General features: G+C 65.6%; 18 protein-coding genes and 1 tRNA gene. 13 read left to right on the forward strand and 6 right to left on the reverse strand.

The window, feature by feature from the left end:
- Positions 1-174: 174 nt before the first annotated feature.
- A complete protein-coding gene (locus tag BLR25_RS00365) occupies positions 175-384 on the reverse strand; it encodes a hypothetical protein (protein WP_091931668.1) in 210 nt (69 codons plus the stop codon).
- A 170-nt stretch (positions 385-554) separates the two neighbouring features.
- Between BLR25_RS00365 and BLR25_RS00370 the strand changes: the two genes are divergently transcribed.
- Entirely contained in the window at positions 555-1,424 is an 870-nt protein-coding gene (locus tag BLR25_RS00370; protein WP_091933499.1) for an EamA family transporter, read from the forward strand.
- Between the two features lie 31 nt (positions 1,425-1,455).
- Here BLR25_RS00370 and BLR25_RS00375 read toward each other — a convergent pair whose 3' ends face one another.
- From BLR25_RS00375 to ftsY, 4 genes are all read right to left on the reverse strand, one after another.
- Positions 1,456-2,391: a ZIP family metal transporter gene (locus BLR25_RS00375; protein ID WP_091931671.1), complete on the reverse strand. Its 936-nt coding sequence runs from the start codon at positions 2,389-2,391 to the stop codon at positions 1,456-1,458.
- A 72-nt stretch (positions 2,392-2,463) separates the two neighbouring features.
- Positions 2,464-3,363, reverse strand: coding sequence for a permease-like cell division protein FtsX (gene ftsX, locus BLR25_RS00380; protein ID WP_091931674.1), 900 nt, complete (start codon positions 3,361-3,363; stop codon positions 2,464-2,466).
- The gene (locus tag BLR25_RS00385; RefSeq protein WP_091931679.1) at positions 3,360-4,031 is read right to left on the reverse strand and encodes a cell division ATP-binding protein FtsE; all 672 of its coding nucleotides are present in this window, start codon (positions 4,029-4,031) and stop codon (positions 3,360-3,362) included. The genes ftsX and BLR25_RS00385 overlap by 4 nt, the downstream gene beginning before the upstream one ends.
- Before the next feature lie 2 nt (positions 4,032-4,033).
- Entirely contained in the window at positions 4,034-5,008 is a 975-nt protein-coding gene (gene ftsY, locus BLR25_RS00390; protein ID WP_091931682.1) for a signal recognition particle-docking protein FtsY, read from the reverse strand.
- Between the two features lie 97 nt (positions 5,009-5,105).
- On the opposite strand from ftsY, the gene BLR25_RS00395 reads away from it, so the two are divergent.
- The 5 genes from BLR25_RS00395 to BLR25_RS00415 are packed head-to-tail and all read left to right on the forward strand — an operon-like array spanning position 5,106 to position 9,127.
- On the forward strand, positions 5,106-6,488 hold the full coding sequence (locus BLR25_RS00395; RefSeq protein WP_091931687.1) for a M16 family metallopeptidase: 1,383 nt from the start codon (positions 5,106-5,108) through the stop codon (positions 6,486-6,488).
- Between the two features lie 10 nt (positions 6,489-6,498).
- A complete protein-coding gene (locus tag BLR25_RS00400) occupies positions 6,499-7,794 on the forward strand; it encodes a M16 family metallopeptidase (RefSeq protein WP_091931691.1) in 1,296 nt (431 codons plus the stop codon).
- Positions 7,795-7,796: 2 nt separating this feature from the next.
- A complete protein-coding gene (rsmD, locus tag BLR25_RS00405) occupies positions 7,797-8,360 on the forward strand; it encodes a 16S rRNA (guanine(966)-N(2))-methyltransferase RsmD (protein ID WP_091931695.1) in 564 nt (187 codons plus the stop codon).
- Positions 8,353-8,850 (forward strand): pantetheine-phosphate adenylyltransferase, encoded by a 498-nt coding sequence (coaD, locus tag BLR25_RS00410; RefSeq protein WP_218122608.1) that lies wholly within the window; start codon positions 8,353-8,355, stop codon positions 8,848-8,850. Before rsmD ends, coaD begins: the two co-directional genes overlap by 8 nt.
- Positions 8,851-8,872: 22 nt before the next feature.
- Entirely contained in the window at positions 8,873-9,127 is a 255-nt protein-coding gene (locus BLR25_RS00415; RefSeq protein WP_091931699.1) for a YfhL family 4Fe-4S dicluster ferredoxin, read from the forward strand.
- Between the two features lie 94 nt (positions 9,128-9,221).
- On the opposite strand, the gene mutM is transcribed toward BLR25_RS00415, so the two are convergent.
- Positions 9,222-10,049 carry a bifunctional DNA-formamidopyrimidine glycosylase/DNA-(apurinic or apyrimidinic site) lyase gene (mutM, locus tag BLR25_RS00420; protein ID WP_091931703.1) on the reverse strand — a complete coding sequence of 276 codons (828 nt, stop codon included), beginning with the start codon at positions 10,047-10,049 and terminating at the stop codon, positions 9,222-9,224.
- Between the two features lie 143 nt (positions 10,050-10,192).
- Between mutM and BLR25_RS00425 the strand changes: the two genes are divergently transcribed.
- From BLR25_RS00425 to BLR25_RS00455, 7 genes are all read left to right on the forward strand, one after another.
- Positions 10,193-11,968, forward strand: coding sequence for a tetratricopeptide repeat protein (locus BLR25_RS00425; RefSeq protein ID WP_091931706.1), 1,776 nt, complete (start codon positions 10,193-10,195; stop codon positions 11,966-11,968).
- Positions 11,969-11,976: 8 nt separating this feature from the next.
- Positions 11,977-12,573, forward strand: coding sequence for a lipoprotein insertase outer membrane protein LolB (lolB, locus tag BLR25_RS00430; RefSeq protein WP_091931709.1), 597 nt, complete (start codon positions 11,977-11,979; stop codon positions 12,571-12,573).
- Positions 12,570-13,427, forward strand: coding sequence for a 4-(cytidine 5'-diphospho)-2-C-methyl-D-erythritol kinase (gene ispE / locus BLR25_RS00435; protein WP_091931713.1), 858 nt, complete (start codon positions 12,570-12,572; stop codon positions 13,425-13,427). The genes lolB and ispE overlap by 4 nt, the downstream gene beginning before the upstream one ends.
- Before the next feature lie 12 nt (positions 13,428-13,439).
- Complete coding sequence (locus tag BLR25_RS00440) at positions 13,440-14,621, forward strand: iron-containing alcohol dehydrogenase (protein WP_091931716.1); 1,182 nt, start codon at positions 13,440-13,442, stop codon at positions 14,619-14,621.
- Positions 14,622-14,733: 112 nt separating this feature from the next.
- Positions 14,734-14,810: transfer RNA gene (locus BLR25_RS00445), tRNA-Gln, on the forward strand.
- An 86-nt stretch (positions 14,811-14,896) separates the two neighbouring features.
- Positions 14,897-15,847, forward strand: coding sequence for a ribose-phosphate pyrophosphokinase (locus BLR25_RS00450; protein ID WP_091933507.1), 951 nt, complete (start codon positions 14,897-14,899; stop codon positions 15,845-15,847).
- A gap of 54 nt (positions 15,848-15,901) precedes the next feature.
- Positions 15,902-16,510 (forward strand): 50S ribosomal protein L25/general stress protein Ctc, encoded by a 609-nt coding sequence (locus BLR25_RS00455; protein ID WP_091931721.1) that lies wholly within the window; start codon positions 15,902-15,904, stop codon positions 16,508-16,510.
- The last annotated feature ends 22 nt before the right edge of the window (positions 16,511-16,532 follow it).

Consider the following 16,532-nt stretch of genomic DNA (forward strand, 5'->3'; position numbering starts at 1 on the left):
GGTTCTCCCCGACCAACCGAAGGCGCGGAGGAAAACCGGGACGTTTCGGTAAACCGCAATGATCTCACAATTCCACAAATTTTTTGGGGAAAAGCGCGTTGTTACGCCGCTATCACTGCTTCCGGCGCAACAACCGGCATCCGGCGCGGCCGACGATCCCTGCCGAAATAACGCCTAGACCAGTACCACATCGGCAACCGCCACCTCGATGCGAAAACTGGCGCCGTAGCAGACCAGCTTTTTGACGCCTCGCTTCACTTCCGTGACGATGAACGAGTTTTCGAGCGAGACGCCCTGGCGCCGCGCGCGCTCGCGCACCGCCTGAAAAACCTGCTGCCGGAGTCTGACGATTCTGCCAACGTAGTGCCCGAGATCCGCATTCATTCCCGCCTACCTTCACGATTCCAAACGATCGATGCCGGAGCGACATGGCGTCCGGCACTTCAGCTTATATGGCGACGCCACGCACAAAGTTCAAGTCCCTGCGCAAAACCGAACTTCAAGCGAGCGAAGCGCTGCCGTATCATGAACGCTCATTGTCCGTGCAAGAAGCCATGAATTACCTGATCGTCGTCACCATTCTCTGGGCCTTTTCCTTCAGCCTGATCGGCCAGTACCTGGCGGGGCAGGTCGATAGCGACCTCGCCGTCCTCGTCCGTGTGCTGATCGCCACCGCCCTCTTCGTTCCCTTCACCGTCTGGCGCGGCCTGCCGGCGGCGCTGATCCGCGGCTTCTGGCTCGCCGGCGCGCTCCAGTTCGGCGTCACCTACCTCTGCCTGTACCGCAGCTTCGCCGTGCTGACCGTCCCCGAAGTCCTGCTGTTCACCGTGCTGACGCCGATCTACGTGACCCTGATCGACGACGCGCTGCAACGCCGCTTCAACCGCTGGGCGATGCTGGCGGCCGCGGTCGCCGTCGTCGGCGGCATCATCATCCGCTTCCGGCCGCTGCACGGCGACTACCTGCTCGGCTTCGTCCTGCTGCAGATCGCCAACGCCACCTTCGCCGCCGGGCAGGTCCTCTGTCGCCGCCTGCTGCTGCGCTACCCGACCGATGTGCCGATGTTCCGGCTGTTCGGGCATTTTTTCCTCGGCGCGCTGGTCCTCGCCCTGCCCTCCTGGTTGCTGTTCGGCGACGCCGCCAAGATGCCGCAGACCGCCATGCAATGGGGCGTGCTGATCTACATGGGCGTCTTCGCCACGGCGCTCGGCATGTATTGGTGGGTCAAGGGCAGCACGCAGGTCGATGCCGGCGTGCTGGCGATCATGAACGAACTGCATGTCCCGGCCGGACTGCTCGTCAATGTGCTGATCTGGAACCGCGACGCCGACCTGCAGCGGATTGCGCTGGGCGGGGTTGTCATCATGGCCTCGTTCTGGCTCAACCGCCTCGGCCGGCGCGCATCGGCACGCCTCGCCGCCTGACAGGGCACGCGAGCCCTAGCGAAACAAGCGCTTAGCCAAGCACGGTATCCATCATCATCATCAACACGAAACCGCCCATCAGACCGATCGTCGCCGGCGTCTGATGGCCGTTGCGGTGGGTTTCGGGGATGACTTCGTGCGAGACGACAAAGATCATGGCGCCGGCCGCCAGCCCAAGACCGGTCGGATAGGCCGTCGCCCAACCGCTGGACAGACCGATGCCGAGCAGGGCGCCAAGCGGCTCGACCAGCCCCGACGCGGCGCCAAGCAACACGGCGCGGCCGGTGCGCGGATCGACGGTGCGCAGCGCCAAGGCCACGGCCAGCCCCTCGGGAATGTCCTGCAAGGCGATCGCCAACATCGTCGGCAGCCCGACCGCCAAATCGTTGTGGGCAAAACTGACGCCGATCGCCATGCCCTCGGGCAGGTTGTGCAAGGCGATCGCGAACACGAACAGCCAGACCCGGCCATAGCGCTCGTTGCCGGGACCGCAGGGACCCGTCGAAGGATGCATGTGCGGCGTGAAGCGTTCGAGGCCGAGCATCAACATGACGCCGAGCGCCATGCCGAAGGCGACGAGACCGGTCCCCGGCAGCTTGCTGCCGAGAATCTCTGTACCGGCGGCAATACCCGGCAGGATCAGCGAAAAAGCGCTGGCGGCCAGCATCATGCCGGCCGCCATGCCGAGCATGCTGTCCTCGACCTTCTGCGAAATGCCGCGCATGCCGAAGGCCGGCAAGGCCCCGAGCGCCGTCGCGCCGGCCGCCGCCAGCCCGCCCAGCAGCGCCCTTTCGAAACCGGGCGGCGCTTCGCCGGCGAAGAAACGGACGAGGCTCTGCGCCACCAGCGCCGCCATCGCCAGGATCGTCAACGCCAACATCCCGGCGGCGAGGCGGTTGGCGTTGACGTAGGCGCGCAAGCTGTCGATACGGTTTGACGGCGGAGATTGCCGAGGAGAATCGATCATGGATGTTCCGGAACAGTCATGGACAATCGGATCACTCTCTGACCCCGCCGGCCATCCCCGGTTCCGGGCCGATCAGTCGAACCGGCGCAAATGAATGGCCACCGACAGGATCGCTCCGAGCCAGCCCAGCGTGACGCCGACCGCCGTCAGCGCGGCGACGCCGACCGCCGACAAGCCGTGCGGCGAAAAATCCTGGCCATAGAGCGAGATCAGTTCGGCCAGCGGTTCAGCCAACAGGTAGGCGCCGCTGCCGACGAGCAGTGCTGCGAACAAACCGCCGAGCGCCCCCTGCAGGGCGCCGAAATAGAGGAAGGGGCGACGGATGAAGGTATTGGTCGCGCCGATCAATTTGGCCACCTCGATTTCCGCCGACTGCGCCAGGATCTGCAGGCGGATCGTGTTGAAGGTCACGGCCACGAGCGCCCCGGCGAACAGCGAGGCAAGCAGCGTCAGCGACAATTTGCCGATGCGGAGGAAGGCATTGAACCGCCGCACCCAGGCCGAGTCGAGCTGGACGTGGGCGACCTTCGGCCAGGCGGAGAACGATTTGGCCATCGCCTCCAGCGTTTCCGCGCGCGTATCGGCCGGCTCGACGATAAAGGCGTCGGGCAGTGGATTGCGCGGCAGGCTGGCGATGATTTCGGCCATGCCCTCGCTCGCCTGCAAGCGCTTCAGCGCCTCCTCGCGCGAGACGAAACGCCAGTTAACGGCCTTGGTTTCGCGCAGCCGCGACTCGATCTCGGCAACGTCCTTCTTGCCGGCCTCGGCGACCATGAAAATGCTGATCTGCTGGACGCCGGAGGCACCGTCGGTCAGGCCGCGCAGGTTGTCGAGCACCACCCAGCCGGCGCTCGGCAGGGCCAGCGCGGTGCCAATGACGATCAGCGACAGGATCGTGTTGAGCGGCGAAGCGCCCAGCCGGCGCAAGGCATCGCGCCAGGCCGTGGCATGCTGATGGAGAAATTGCCTCATAGCGCGTCTCCGTCGGCGCCCGACAGGCGACCGTGTTCGAGCCGCAGCACGCGCGGCCCCAGGTGCTTCATCCACTGCGGATCGTGCGTAGCCAGGATGACCGTCACGCCGACCTGATGGAAGGCCTGGAAGATATCGAGGATGTCGGCGGCCGTATCGCTGTCGAGATTGGCGGTCGGTTCGTCGGCGAGCAGGATCGCCGGCCGGTTGACGACGGCACGGGCGATCGCCAGGCGTTGCTGTTCGCCACCCGACAAGGCAATCGGAAACGCCTTCTCACGCGCCTGCAGCCCCACCTTGTCGAGCGCGGCGCGCGCCCGGCGCGCAGCCTCCTTCGGCGCCAGGCCGATGATCGCCAGCGGCAGCAGCACATTGTCGAGGACGCTGCGGTCGAACAGCAGCTTCTGATCCTGGAAGATCAGGCCGAAATTGCGTCGCAGATAGGGGATCGCCCCACGCCGCAAAGACGCGAGGTTCTGACCGTTCACGATGATGCTGCCCGAGGTCGGGCGCTCGATCGCGGCGAGCAAACGGACCAGCGTCGTCTTGCCGGCACCGGAGTGCCCGGTGATGAACACCATCTCGCCGTCCTCGATCGCAAAACTGACATCGCGCAGGGCGGTCAGCCCTTCGGAATAGCGTTTGCAGACAGCGTTGGCGATGATCATGATCAGGCCTGCGATTGATCGAACAGCGCATCGACGAAGTCCCGCGCCACAAACGGCCGCAGATCGTCGATGCCTTCGCCGACGCCGATGAAGCGGATCGGCTTCGGACACTGCCGGGCGATGGCGGCGACGACGCCGCCCTTGGCGGTGCCGTCAAGTTTGGTGACGACAAGCCCGGTAACGGCGATCGACTTGTCGAAGGCCTTGACCTGCGCCAACGCGTTCTGCCCGAAATTGGCGTCGAGCACCAGCAGCGTCTCGTGCGGCCCGGTCGGATCGGCCTTCTGGATGACGCGGCGCACCTTGGCGATTTCTTCCATGAGATGCAGCTGCGTCGGCAGGCGGCCGGCGGTGTCGGCGAGCACGATGTCGATGCCACGCGCCCGTGCGGCCGAGATCGCGTCGAAGATGACGGCGGCCGGATCGCCGGCTTCCTGGGCAATGACTGTGACATTGTTGCGCTCGCCCCAGGTCTGCAACTGCTCGCGCGCGGCAGCGCGGAACGTATCGCCGGCGGCAAGCAGGACCGACAGTCCCTGCGACTGGAAATGCTTGGCCAGCTTGCCGATCGAAGTCGTCTTGCCGGCGCCGTTGACGCCGGCGATCATGATGATGAACGGCCGGTGGCTGCCGACGTCGAGTGGCTGCTCCAGCGGCAGCAGGAGTTCGTGCAAGGCATCGGCAAGTGCCTGCTGGATGCCTTCGGGCGTGTCGATCGACTCGCGCCGGGCGCGCTCCTTGAGGCTTTCGAGCAGATGTTCGGTGGCGTCGAGACCGACGTCGCTGGTCAGCAGCAATGCCTCGAGTTCCTCGAGCAATTCGTCATCGACCTTGCCGCGCGCGAAAATCGACTTGAGCCGGCCGCCAAGCTGCGCCCGCGTACGCGCCAACCCGACCTTGAGCCGCTCGCGCCAAGAATTCTCGGCCGGCGCGGTCGACGCCGGGGCATCGACGGACTTTTTGAAGAAACTAAACATGGGGGAAAATTGTCTGTGAATACCGGAAGAATGGGGCGATGGTAAGATGCCGAGCCCCGGAAGTTCCGGGAAATTCTAACAGAAGGTATTGACTTCAATGCGAGAACTCCGACGAATCGGCTGGTGGGGCACCTTGCTGGCGGCCCTGATGGCAGCCCTGTCGGCGACGCCAGCGGCGTTCGCCAATCCCTACGAAAAACAGCTGGCCAACGGCTTGCGCGTGATCGTCAAGGAAGACCACCGCGCCCCGACCGCAGTGCATATGGTCTGGTACCGGGCCGGCAGCATGGACGAGACGAACGGCACGACCGGCGTCGCGCACCTGCTCGAACACATGATGTTCAAAGGCACGCCGAGCATCGGCGCGGGCGAATTCAGCCGCCTCGTCGCCGCCGCCGGCGGACGTGACAATGCTTTCACCAGCAAGGACTTCACCGCCTACTTCCAGCAAGTGCCGAAGCAGAAGCTCGAGCAGATGATCCAGCTCGAAGCCGATCGCATGCGTCACCTCAACCTCGACCCGAAGGAATTCGAACAGGAGATCAAGGTCGTCATGGAAGAGCGTCGCCTGCGCACCGACGACCAGCCGCAGGCGCGGCTCTTCGAACAGATGGGCGCCGTCGCTTTCCAGGCGCACCCTTACCGGGTTCCGGTGATCGGCTGGATGAACGATCTCGAAGCGATGACGGTCCAGGACGCCCGCGACTGGTACGAGCGCTGGTACGAACCGAACAATGCCTTTGTCGTCATCGTTGGCGACGTCGATCATGACGACGTCTTCCGGCTCGCGGAAAAATACTACGGCCCGCTGGCGGCGCGCCCGTTGCCGGCACGCAAGCCGCAGGTCGAGCCGACGCAGACCGGCACCCGCCGGCTGACGGTGAAGGCGCCGGCAGAACTGCCGGTTGTCGTCATGGCCTACAAGGTGCCCGTGGTGCGCGACGTCGAGAAGGACGTCGATCCCTACGCGCTGGAAATGCTCGCCGCCATTCTCGACGGACACGACGCGGCGCGCTTCTCGCGGCGGCTGGTGCGCGAACAGCGCCTCGCCGTCAGCGCCGGCACCGGCTACGACGCCACCTCGCGCGGCCCCGGCCTGTTCTACCTGCTCGGTTCGCCGAGCGAAGGCAAGACGCCGGCCGAACTGGAAAACGGATTCCGCACCGAGATCGCCCGCATCGTCGCCGACGGCGTCTCGACCGAAGAGCTCGCCCGCGCCCGGGCGCAACTCGTCGCCAACCAGACTTACAAACTCGATTCGATGTTCGCCCAGGCCATGGAAATCGGACAGCTCGAAACCTCCGGCGTCCCCTACACGGCGAACAAGCGACTGATCGAAAAGCTGCAGGAAGTCACGGCCGAGCAGGTGCAGGCCGCCGCCAAGAAATACTTCGTCGACGACCAGCTGACGGTCGCCGAACTCGATCCCCAGCCGCTGCCCGACACGCCGCGTCGCCGTCCGGCCGCCACCCGCCATTGAAAGCATTGAGATGAAGCTCAGACACCTCCTGTCCGCACTCTGCCTCTGCCTGCTGGCCACGCTGGCGCAGGCCGGCGTGAACATCCAGCACTGGGTGGCGCCTTCGGGCGTGCGGGTCTATTTCGTCGAGAACCACGACCTGCCGATGCTCGACGTCCAGATCGACTTCGCTGCCGGCACCGCCTACGACCCGTCCGGCAAGCCCGGCGCCGCTTCGCTGACGCAGGCATTGCTCGACCTCGGCGCCGGCGACATGGACGAAACGGCGATCTCGAACCGTCTGGCCGATCTCGGCGCGCTGCTCTCCACGAACGTGGACATGGATCGCGCCTCGGTCAGCCTGCGCACGCTGTCGGCCGCCGACAAGCGCGAGCCGGCGCTCGACATCCTGCGTGCCGTGCTCGTCAGCCCGCGTTTCGACGACGACATCTTCGTCCGCGAACAGGCGCGCGCCGTCGCCTCGCTCAAGGAAGCGCTGACGCGCCCCGAATCGATCGCCAGCAAGAACTTCTGGGCGCTGATGTATCCGGGCCACCCCTACGGCGTCCACGCCGAACCGGAGAAACTCGCCGCCCTCAAGCGCACTGACTTGCTCGATTTCTACCGCAGCCATTTCACCGCCGCCCGCGCCATCGTCTCGATCGTCGGCGACATCGACCGGGCACAGGCCGAAGCGCTCGTCCAGAAACTGAGCGCCGACCTGCCGAAAGCCGAGGCACTGCCGTCCTTGCCGGCGCCGACGCTGCCGAAAGCGGGCGAGAAGCGGATCGCCCATCCGTCGGCCCAGGCCCACCTGCTGCTCGGTCTGCCGACGATCCGCCGCGGCGATCCCGATTTCTTCCCGCTCCTGGTCGGCAACTACACGCTCGGCGGCGGCGGTTTCGTCTCGCGACTGATGAAGGAAGTGCGCGAGAAACGCGGCTACGCCTACAGCGTCTATAGCTACATCATGCCGCTGGCGCAGCCGGGACCGTTCCAGATCGGCCTGCAGACCAAGAAGGCGCAAGTGGGCGACGCGCTCAAGGTGACGCGCCAGGTGCTCGCGACCTTCCTCGCCGAAGGACCGAGCGAGACCGAATTGCAGGCCGCCAAGCAGAATCTGGTCGGCAGTTTCCCGCTGCGCCTCGACAGCAACCGCAAGATCCTCGACAACGTCGCGGCGATCGGTTTCTACGGACTGCCGCTCGACTACCTCGACCGCTACACCGAGAAGGTCGAGCAGGTCAGCATTGCCGACATCAAGGCCGCCTTTGCCCGCCGCGTGCGCCCGCAAAATCTCGTCACCTTGATCGTCGGCGCGGAGTAGGCGTGAATTCGGTTCGCATCATCGGCGGCGAATGGCGCCGCCGCGTCCTGCGCTTTCCCGATTCGGAAGGCTTGCGGCCGACGCCCGACCGCGTGCGCGAGACGCTGTTCAACTGGCTGGGCCAGGATCTCGACGGGCGCCACTGCCTCGATCTCTTCGCCGGCAGCGGCGCGCTCGGCTTCGAAGCCGCCTCGCGCGGGGCCGCCTCGGTGACCATGGTCGAAGCCTCGCCCAAGGTCTTCGCCGCGCTCGAGGCCAACGCAAAAATGCTGAACGCGTCAGGCCGCTTGCGAACGATCCGCGCAGATGCGGTAAAATTCGCCTCTTCTCTTTCCGGCGAGGCCCCGCGCTTCGACGTGCTGTTTCTCGATCCGCCCTACAAGCAGGGCTGGCTCGAACGGCTGGCGCCGCTGCTATCGCGGCTGATGGCCGACGACGGCGCGATCTACGTCGAAGCCGAGCAGGCGCTGGATTCGCTGGGAGACTGGCAAACGGTGCGCAGCGGGCGTGCCGGTCAGGTTTTTTATCATTTAATGCGGAGCGGCACTACCAATGGCGCTGAATAAGCGGGTGGCAATCTACGCGGGAACCTTCGACCCGATCACCCAAGGTCACGAAGACATCGCGCGGCGAGCATCCGGACTCTTCGACCACGTCATCGTCGCCATCGCGGCGAGCCTGTCGAAACGACCTTTTTTCACGCTCGAGGAGCGGGCCGAGATGGCGCGGGAAGTGCTGGCGCCGTACAAGAACATTGAAGTCGCCTCCTTCGACGGCCTGCTCATGGACTTTCTCCATGAAAAGGGCGCCAAGGTCATCCTGCGCGGCCTGCGCGCCGCTTCGGACTTCGAATACGAATTCCAGATGGCCGGGATGAACCGCAACCTCTTCCCCGAGGTCGAAACCATGTTCCTGACGCCGAGCGAGCAATTCACCTTCATTTCGGCGACCTTCGTCCGCGAAATCGCGCTGCTCGGCGGCGACGTCAGCAAGTTCGTGCACCCGAGCGTGGGCGCACGACTCAACAAAAAAGTGACGGCCACGCAAGCCGCCTGATCATCCTCTAGGAGAAATTGTCATGTCCCTGATCATTACCGACGAGTGCATCAACTGCGACGTCTGCGAACCGGAGTGCCCGAACGAGGCGATCTCGCAAGGCGACGAAATCTACCAGATCGATCCGGGCAAATGCACGGAATGCGTCGGTCACTACGACACGCCCCAGTGCGTGGACGTCTGCCCGGTCGATTGCATCCAGAAGGACGAAAACAACGAAGAAAGCAAGGACCAGCTCTGGGTGAAGTTCGAGCGCCTGACCGGCAAGTCGCGCTGATCCTGGCTGATCCCCGTTTTTCCGGCCGTCGCCTGACGGCCGAAAGACGACGCCGCTCCGCTGCGAGCGGCGTTTTATTTTCTCGCCGTCGAAACTACTTCTGGCAGTGCGGACAGTAGAAAGTACTGCGCCCGCCCTGGCGGATCACGCGCACCGGATGACCGCAGACCGTGCACGGCTGACCGGCGCGGCCATAGACGGCACAACTCAACTGAAAGCTGCCGGCGCCGCCGTCGCTATGAACGTAGTCGCGCACGCTGCTGCCACCGGCGGCAATCGCGCGCATCAGCGTGTCCCGCACCGCCCCGACCAGTCGCTCGCATTGCGGCCGGGTCAGCCGGCCGGCCGGCCGGCGCGGCGAGATGCCGGCGATGAAAAGGCTTTCGGCGGCATAGATGTTGCCGACGCCGACGATCAGATGGCTATCCATCAGGGTCGTCTTGATCGGCGCCGTCTTGTCGCGCGTCGCGGCATGCAGCCAGGCGCCGTCGAAGGCCGCCGACAAGGGCTCGATCCCCTGCGAGGCGAGCAGCGGATGCTGCTCGACCGCGCTCCCCGGCTGCCAGACCAGCGTGCCGAAACGGCGCGGATCGCGAAACCGCAGCACCTCGCCAGACAGGACGAAATCGACGTGATCGTGCTTCTGCGGCGGATCGCCGAGCGACACCATGCGCAGGCTGCCCGACATGCCCAGATGCAGGATCAGCCAACCGCCGCCGGACCGGCTCTCGCAGTCGAAGAGCAGATATTTGCCGCGCCGGGCGATGGCATCGACACGCAGGCCGGCGAGACGATCGGCCAGCGCGGGCGGCAACTCATGGCGAAGTTTCGGACATCGAAACACCACCCGCCGGAATCGTTGGCCGACAAGATGGGGCAGCAAACCGAGGCGGCTGACTTCGACTTCGGGCAGTTCCGGCATTGATGCTCCTTGAGAAACCCAATAACATGCAAGCTCCACGGGCGATTCGGCGGCAACGCCACGTCGCCGGGCTTGACCAGACTAAACCATTTGGACGCACATCGCTCTAACCGGTTCCGGCATCCGGGCGATTGAAGGACTCCATGAACGCATTTCGTGTCGCATTTCGCGTCAACTTCCGCCAAACCCGACTGACTGTCCTCGCGATAGCGCTTGCGACGGGCGTCAGCCTTGCCGCCGCCGCGGACGACACGACGACGCACCGCAAGCGCCCGGTCCGCAGCGAACGAGCGGTCGCGGCCACCGTTGTCGAACCCGGGGCGACCGACGCCAGCCCGTCGATCGGACAAGTCGTGTTCCAGGTGCTGCTCGGCGAAATCGCCCTGCGCCGCGGCGAAGCGCCGCTGGCCGCCACCGCCTATGCCGACCTGGCGCTCAAGACGCAGGACCCGAAACTGCTCGAACGCACCGTCGAAATCGCCGGCTTCACGCGCCGTTTCGACCTCGCGCTGCAAGCCGCGCAACGCTGGGTCGAGGTCGAACCCGACTCGAAGCAGGCGCCGCTCATGCTTGCCAGCGTCATGATCATGTCGAACCAGACGGAAAACCTGCCGGCGCTGCTCATTCGCATGCTCGAACAGGATCGGGCCGCGCTCGGCGACAACCTGCTCGGACTGAACCGCATGCTGGCGCGCCTGCCCGACCGGGTCAGCGCCTTCCACATCATCGAACGCGTCGGCCGCGCCTTCCCCGATCAGGCCGAAGCCCACTACGCGATCTCGGTCGCCGCCGCCGGCGCCGGGCAGCAGGAGCGCGCGCGCGCCGAAGCGCGGCGAGCGCTGGAAGACCGCCCGGACTGGGAGATCGCCGCCCTGCTCCACGCCCAACTGCTGACGCGCTTGTCGCCGGTCGAATCGATCGATTTCCTGCAGGGATTCGCCGATCGGTATCCGAAAGCCCGCGACGTGCGCATGCAACTGGCACGGCTTCTGGTCGGCCAGAAGCGCTACGACGACGCGCGCCGGCAATTCAACGCCGTCCTCGACCTCTCGCCCGACAGCGCCGACGCGCTCTTCTCGCTGGGCATCCTGGCGCTGCAGCAGAACGATCTCGACGAGGCCGAGAAGCAATTCAAGCGTTTCCTCGCCTCCCCCGCCACCGACAAGAACTACGCCTACTTCTTCCTCGGCCAGATTGCCGAAGAACGCGGCAAGAGCGCCGAAGCGCTCGGCTACTACGCCCAGCTGACCGGCGGCGAGCACTACGTTCAGGCACGTTTGCGCGGCGCGCGCCTGCTGATCGACCAGGGACGCTTCGACGAAGCGCAACGCCTGCTGGCGTCGGCCAAAGCGAGCTCCGCCGACGAGCGCACGCAACTCGCCATTGCCGAAGCCGGCCTGCTGCGTGACGCCAAGCAGTCCCAGCAAGCCTTCGATCTGCTCGACGCGCTGCTGGCAAAGCAGCCGGACCAGCCCGACCTGCTCTACGAATCGGCCTTGCTGGCCGAGAAACTCGGCAACATCCCGCTGATGGAAACCCGCCTGCGCCGCCTGATCGAACTGCGGCCGGACAGTGCCCAGGCTTACAACGCCCTCGGTTATTCGCTGGCCGACCGCAACGAGCGCCTGGCGGAAGCGCGCGAACTGATCGAAAGGGCGCTCAAGCTCTCGCCGGAGGACTATTTCATCCTCGACAGCATGGGTTGGGTTCTTTTCCGCCAGGGCGACCTGGCCGGCGCGCTCGATTACCTGCAACAGGCCTACGCCCGGCGCGACGACCCCGAGATTGCCGCCCACATCGGCGAGGTTCTGTGGGCGCAGGGACGCCCCGAGGATGCCAGGAAAATGTGGTTGGAAGCACAAAAAAAACACCCCGCGAATGAAGCGCTGAGCGAGGTCATCAAGAAGTTCCTGCCCTGATCGCCCCGATGTCCGCTCGATCCTTTCTCGCCGCGCTCGCCGGTGCCGCCGCCCTGCTCCTGCTCGTTTCCGGCTGCGCGTCGCTGACGCCGGCGCCCGTCCCGCCCCCACCGCGGGATGCGCTGGCCGCGTTCTCGCTCGAAGGACGGTTTGCGCTGAATCACGAAGCGAAGAGCTATTCGGGCCGCATCAGTTGGACCTACCGCCCGAACACCAGCGAATTGCTGCTGTCGTCTCCCTTTGGGCAGGGCTTGGCCGAAATCGTCACCGACGCCGACGGCGCCCGCCTGACCGGCAGCGACGGTCGCATCCGCACTGCGCCGGACGCCGAAACACTGACGCGCGAAGTCCTCGGCTATCCCCTGCCGCTGAAACAACTGGCGGACTGGGTACGCGGCCGCACCCCCCCGGGGAGCGGCCGGCTCGACCCGCTTGGACGGGTGCTGTCGCTGCAACAGGACGGCTGGCAGATCGATTACGGCTATGGCGACGACGCGCCCGGCTCGCCACCGATGCGAATCATCGCCCGGCAGGGCGAACACGTCGAACTGCGCGTCTTCGTTGACGCCTGGCACAGTCTTTCCCCCGAAGAGGCCCACCCTTGACGCCCCGATCCTCCTGGGACTGGCAGAGCGCGTATCCCGCGCCGGCCAAACTCAACCTGTTCCTGCACGTCACCGGCCGCCGCGCCGACGGCTACCACCTGCTGCAAACGCTGTTCCGCTTCGTCGATCACGGCGACACCCTGCGTTTTGCCCGGCGCGATGACGGCCAGTTGCGCCTGACCCAACCGCTGCCCGGCGTCCCGCCGGAAAGCGACCTCTGCATCCGGGCCGCGCGCCTGCTGCAGGACGCGACCGGCTGCCGCCTCGGTGCCGATATCGAGGTCGTCAAACGCCTGCCGATGGGCGGCGGTCTCGGCGGCGGCAGTTCGGACGCCGCCACCGTCTTGCTCGCGCTCAACCACCTGTGGGGACTCGGACTCCCGCGCCAACGGCTGCAAGCCCTCGGCCTGACGCTCGGCGCCGATGTGCCGCTCTTCATTTTCGGCAAGAACGCGTTCGGCGAAGGCATCGGCGAAGCGCTTCAACCGGTCGAGCTGCCGCCGTCATGGTTCGTCGTGCTCGAACCGCCGGTGCAAGTGCCTACCGCCGCGATCTTCACCTCCCCCGAACTCTGCCGCGATACGCCGGCCATCCGCGCCGCCGACTGGCGTCCGGGATTCGGGCACAACGATCTCGAAGCGGTGGCGGTCGCGCGCTTTCCGGAAGTAGGCGAGAGCCTGCGCTGGCTGGCAGGCTTCGCGCCGGCACGCATGACCGGCTCGGGCGCCTGCGTCTTCGCCGAATTCACCGACGCAGCGCAAGCCCGCGCCGTCCTCGCCGACCTGCCGGCGTCGATGCGCGGCTGGGCGGCACCGGGCCTCGCCGAACATCCCTTATGTGCATTGGCCGACTGAAAGGCATGACTCATGTTTGAACTTCCTTTCGTTTTCTCGCGACTCCCTGACATCCACTTCGGCGCAGGCACCCTCGCCCGCCTGCCGGGGCTGCTGCGCGCACGCGGCGACACGACCCTGCTCGTCACCGGCGGCGCCTCCTTCCGTCAATCGCCCGCTTTCGACACACTGATGCAGGGCTTGCACGATGCCGGCGTGGCGGTCGAACAGGTCTCGGTCGCGGGCGAGCCCTCGCCGGATTTCGTCGACACGGTCAGCGCGCGTTTCCGCGCCGAAGCGCCGGCCTCCGTCGTCAGCATCGGCGGCGGCAGCGCCATCGACGCCGGCAAGGCGATCTCGGCCATGCTGACGCAGGAAGGATCGGTACGCGACTTCCTCGAAGGCCAGGAGACGCGCCGCCATGACGGCCGCAAACGCCCCTTCATCGCCGTCCCGACCTCCTCGGGCACCGGCGCCGAGGCGACCAAGAATGCCGTCCTCAGCGCCGTCGGCCCGAACGGCTTCAAGAACTCGCTGCGCCACGACAACTTCATGCCGGATGTCGCCCTCGTCGACCCGGCGCTGACGCTCGGCTGTCCGCCGGCGGTGACCGCCGCCTGCGGCCTTGACGCGCTGACGCAACTGCTCGAAGCCTACGTCTCGACCAAGGCCTCGCCACTCACCGACGCCCTCGCCTGGAGCGGTCTCGACGCCTTTGCCGCCGGATTCCTGCGCGCTTGCGAAAACGGCGCCGACGATCTCGACGCGCGCAGCCGCATGGCCTACGCCGCGCTGGTCTCGGGCATCGTCCTGTCACAGGCCGGCCTCGGCCTCGTACACGGCTTCGCCGGACCGATCGGCGGACGCTGCACGATGCCGCACGGCGAAGTCTGCGGCACCCTGCTCGGCGAGACGACGCGCCGCACCCTCGCCGCGCTGTCGGCCGACGGCGAACGCCAGCGTCTCGCTCTCGACAAATACGCACGCGTCGGCGCCCTGCTGGCCGGACGCCCGGCACGCTCGACCGGTGAGGACTGCCAGGCGTTGATCGACACGCTCGACGGCTGGATCGAACGCTTCAAACTCCCGCGCCTCGGCGATTACGGCCTGACGAACGCCGATTTCGACGCAATCCTCTCGCGCTCGAACGGCAAGAACAGCCCGGCCACGCTGAACCGGAACGAGATGGAAGCGATCCTGCAGGCGCGGCGATGACGGGGATCCGGCGTTCAAACCGACAACAATAAGACGCGAGGGGCTGGTATTTTTAAAAAAAGCTCGCTATAATCCGCGCCTCGCTCGTTAGGCAATCGTCTGCGAGCGCCGCTGGGGAGTCGCCAAGTTGGTCAAGGCACCGGATTTTGATTCCGGCATTCGAAGGTTCGAATCCTTCTTCCCCAGCCAAATCGAATTCTCCAAGCCGGGCAGGTTATCGACCTGCCCGCGTTTCATTTGAAGGCGCCCCGCGTCGGCGTCACTGGATGTGTACGATGGCCTACGATAGCCTGATGGTATTCACCGGCAATGCCAACCCGAAACTGGCCGCCGAAGTGGCCCGCCGCCTGAGCATTTCGCTGGGACGCGCCAATGTGGCACGCTTCTCCGACGGCGAAGTCAGCGTCGAGATTCAGGAACACGTGCGCGGCAAGGACGTCTTCATCATGCAGCCGACCTGCGCGCCATCGAACGAAAACCTGATGGAATTGCTGATCATGGTCGACGCGCTCAACCGCGCCTCGGCCGGTCGCATCACCGCCGTCATCCCCTATTTTGGTTATTCGCGCCAGGATCGCCGCGTCCGCTCGGCGCGCGTGCCGATCGCCGCCAAGCTCGTAGCCGACCTGCTCACCGCCGCCGGTGTGCACCGCGTCCTGACGATGGACCTGCACGCCGAACAGATCCAGGGCTTCTTCAGCATCCCCGTCGATAACATCTACTCGCTGCCGATCATGCTGGCGGATGTCTGGAAAAAACACATCCAGGGCCTGATGGTCGTTTCGCCCGACGTCGGCGGCGTCGTCCGCGCCCGTGCGCTGGCCAAGCGTCTGGAATGCGACCTGGCGATCATCGACAAGCGCCGCCCGAAAGCCAACGTCTCCGAAGTGATGAATATCATCGGCGACGTCAAGGGCCGCACCTGCGTGCTGATGGACGACATCGTCGACACCGCCGGCACGCTCTGCAAAGCCGCGTCGGCGCTCAAGGCACACGGCGCCAAGCAGGTCATCGCCTACTGCGTTCACCCCGTCCTGTCCGGTCCGGCGGTCTCGCGCATCAACGATTCCGACCTCGACGAACTCGTTGTCACCGACACCATCCCGCTCACCGAGGAAGCGCAAGCATCGCCGCGCATCCGTCAGCTCTCGGTCGCCGACGTGCTGGCCGAAACGATCCGCCGTATCAACAACGAGGAATCTGTGTCCTCGCTGTTCATCGAATAGTTTTTCTCAACCCCCTGCCTGGTCGCGGGCAGGGTTTGTCACTCAGGAGCTGTCATGCAATTTGAACTCAACGCAAACACGCGCACACTGCAGGGGTCCGGAGCGAGCCGCCGCCTGCGTCGCGCCGCCAAGGTCCCGGGCATCGTCTACGGCGGTACCGCTGGCGCAACGATGATCGAACTCGACCACAACGACCTGCTGCTGTCGCTGCGCAAGGAAGCCTTCCACTCGTCCGTCATCACGCTCAAGCTTGAAGGCGCGAACGAGACGGTGCTGCTGCGCGACGCGCAAATGCACCCGTACAAGGCCCTGGTGCTGCACGTCGACTTCCAGCGTATCGATGCGACGCATGCGATCCACCAGAAGGTGCCGCTGCACTTCATCAACGCCGAGATGGCCCCGGGCGTCAAGATGGCGGGCGGCACGGTCTCGCACGCGATGAACGAAATCGACGTCACCTGCCTGCCGCAGGATCTGCCGTCGTTCATCGAAGTCGACCTCAAGGATCTGGCTGGCGGCCAATCGCTGCACGTGTCGCAACTGACCTTCCCGAACGGCGTCAAGCCGGTCACGCACGGTAGCGATGACCCGGTCGTCGTCGCCATCACGGTGAAGAAGGCGGCTGCGGCCGAAGGCGAAGAAGAAGCGGCTCCGGCGGCCTGATCGTCGCCCTGAGCTCTCAGGC

The sequence above is a fragment of the Propionivibrio dicarboxylicus genome (genome assembly GCF_900099695.1).
In the GTDB taxonomy this organism is placed as follows: domain Bacteria; phylum Pseudomonadota; class Gammaproteobacteria; order Burkholderiales; family Rhodocyclaceae; genus Propionivibrio; species Propionivibrio dicarboxylicus.